This window comes from Brevibacillus daliensis, from assembly GCF_021245735.1.
Taxonomy (GTDB): Bacteria; Bacillota; Bacilli; order Brevibacillales; family Brevibacillaceae; genus Brevibacillus_B; species Brevibacillus_B daliensis.
On the sequence record NZ_JAJISB010000066.1, the window covers coordinates 1 to 2,610 of the forward strand.

The 2,610-nt window shown below is 35.6% G+C and carries 2 protein-coding genes; both read right to left on the reverse strand.

The genetic code is table 11. The annotated features are described in order from the left end of the window. Positions 1–513 precede the first annotated feature (513 nt). The gene (locus LM917_RS24195; RefSeq protein ID WP_232700258.1) at positions 514–1,128 is read right to left on the reverse strand and encodes a hypothetical protein; all 615 of its coding nucleotides are present in this window, start codon (positions 1,126–1,128) and stop codon (positions 514–516) included. A gap of 446 nt (positions 1,129–1,574) precedes the next feature. Then, positions 1,575–2,321: a stalk domain-containing protein gene (locus tag LM917_RS24200; protein WP_232700259.1), complete on the reverse strand. Its 747-nt coding sequence runs from the start codon at positions 2,319–2,321 to the stop codon at positions 1,575–1,577. Positions 2,322–2,610 lie beyond the last annotated feature (289 nt).

Below are 2,610 nucleotides of genomic sequence, written 5' to 3' on the forward strand. Positions count from 1 at the left end.
AGCAGTTTTTTTCATGTAAATTGAGCATTTTTCCATCTATTATGACCAACGACAACACTTGTAGTTGGTCATAATAAATGGAAAAACTCAAAGAAAAAACTTACCGTATTCCCATTATTTGCGCATAAAAAGTTAAAACGATTATTCTAACTTACTAAAAATGCTAATATCGCTCATAATTAATGGAAAATAACACTTCACACATTTATACAAAAATCATGTATAAGTCTTGGGAAAGTATTCTTTAGACTAGATGTGTTGAATCCACGGGTTTTTTCGAATTACAAACAGTCATACTCCGTTAAATAAGTTTTAGATTCATCCCAAAAATCGAAACGACGGCAGACATGGACGAAAAAAATATAGTCCTAGACTGCCGCTGATTTATTGAACTATCGAACCCTTCGTTACCCCGCTTTAAGTGAACATGGGTTTCCTTGCAATATAATTCAATATTAAATTCTCAATTGTCTCGTAATCGATTTTAGTAATCTTCTACTGAACTTAAACTATTTATTTTGGTTTTTCCAGGCTATTTACTGTTTGACTAGGAATAAACATTCTTTTTGGAGTTTCATCAAAAAAGCTAATATGAAATGTTGAGGCATTTTTAGGCCGAACTCTTACCCAAGGATCGCAGAGCTCATCCTCGGTGAATTCGGCGGGAAATTGTGGGGCAATTTCCGATTCATCGATATAAAATTCAGAACTGCTAATTTCCTGAAGTTTGTAACCATTTGAATATACATGTATTGCCTTGAATTTTTCTGCCAAAGATTTATTTACAAAAGGTAGGAACATCGCTTCATCTAAATCTCTTAGTGTTAAATTAGGAGAAAGTCTTATTAAACTACTTTTTCTATAAGAAATAGGTAAAAGCTCTATTTCATCTCTACCAATTGAGGAAGAAGAGCCAACACACACATACTTTTCTTCTTCTTCCGAGTCATCATTTCTGGTCTCTTCAAGATAAATATACTGTTCCCATTGGCCTCCGCCTATCCCGTATTTAATACCTGATTTTTGTTTGGTGAAATCTTCTCCTAAACCAATTCTCATTCTATTCGATTTATCTGAAGATCCAAATAATATTGATACAATTTTTTGTTTTGGCTCTTTCAGGTACATTCAGGACCTCCTCGCGGATGACGAGGTCGCACTTCACTGAATCTTTTGTCTATAGCAAGAATTGCTCTACACATTTGTTCTCTATGTAATTGGTTAGTGTCTAGGTAGCTTTTTAATCTTTCATCAGTTTGATAAGGCAAGATTAATCTCCTTCCTTGCAATTAGTTCAAATGTATGAAATTTACTCTATATTATACATAAACTAATTAACTAATAACATTTATCATTGGTATCTCCAAGAATCCAAGAGGGAAGGCTTCGCGCTGAGGTGCAGAAGAAAATGGAAGACATTATGAAGGTGATGACTGAAATGAAATGACCAATTTGGAAATAAAATGATCGAATGAAATAAAAAAGCGACAGCCAGGAGGAGAATGATGTCCTAGTATGCCGCTGTTTTGTCTTCTACAATATACTATCGATCTGATAAATACATTAAATAATAACTATTGAGTAAGTAATTCCTCTCTCTTGGTGATCATGTTATCCCAACCTATCTGATAAACTTTTACCCCTACTAGTTTAAATTGGCCGTCAGCATTAGCGTAAATTTTCTCTGTGAATTCTCGGGTAGCTTCATTGAAGGTAAGTGTACCTTTAACGGGTTCAATTTGACGGGAAAACACTTTGGAAATAGTGAATTTTACCTTGTCAATCTGATACCCATTAATAAATGTTCCTTGGGAATTGGTTTCTAACATGTAGAATATGTTTGTGTGAACCATAAAAGAGATGGGAGTCAATGTTCCAGTGCTTTCCATCTTAGGAATGGCAAGTTCTTTATCATTTACAATGTTAACCACTTTTTCAAATCCTGGACGTAGAGCGTACACATAGTCCAAGGGGTGGGGGTAATTTTGCTGTCCCTGCATGCCACCATACTGCGGAGCACTTGCTACTCTGTCAGCACTTTCGAAACGAACTGCAGGAGTGTTGTTATCCCACGTTTGACCGATGCCAAACATATTGGCAATGGTAGCTGCAGGAACATAAACGTTGCCATTGTATGAGAATGGCTCTGCCTTGGTCTGAATCTCTTTGCCATTGACAATTAATTTGATATTAGCAAAATTAACCCGTATCGCTTCCGTTGCCTTTTTTGCCAGTGCGCTGTTACTGCCAGCCATCATTCCTCCGGTAAACAATAATGCTCCTGCAACGCTTCCAATAAGAATTTTTTTTGAAATATTCAACGTGTTCTCTCCCCTTTATGTAGTTGCTATACAAATATATCAACGAAGAAAACGATTAAAAGTTGCGCAAAATAATGTAATTCATTTCCACCTGATGCTCTTCAGCGATATACGATGATCTGTTATTAGTGTCAAGTTTTTGGTTTTACTCCCATGAATCAAATTCACTGTTTTTAACATTTTGGAATAATTACTCGACCTATTAGCGACTGCAAGGCGTATTATATAACTTTTTAAATTCATATCAAGCAGAGGTATAGGTCTTATCAAGAAGGGGTACATATTTCCA

What these genes read in the sequence shown, in the direction of transcription:
- LM917_RS24195 (WP_232700258.1), bottom strand. Translation starts at nt 1,128, where the DNA reads ATGTACCTGAAAGAGCCAAAACAAAAAATTGTATCAATATTATTTGGA.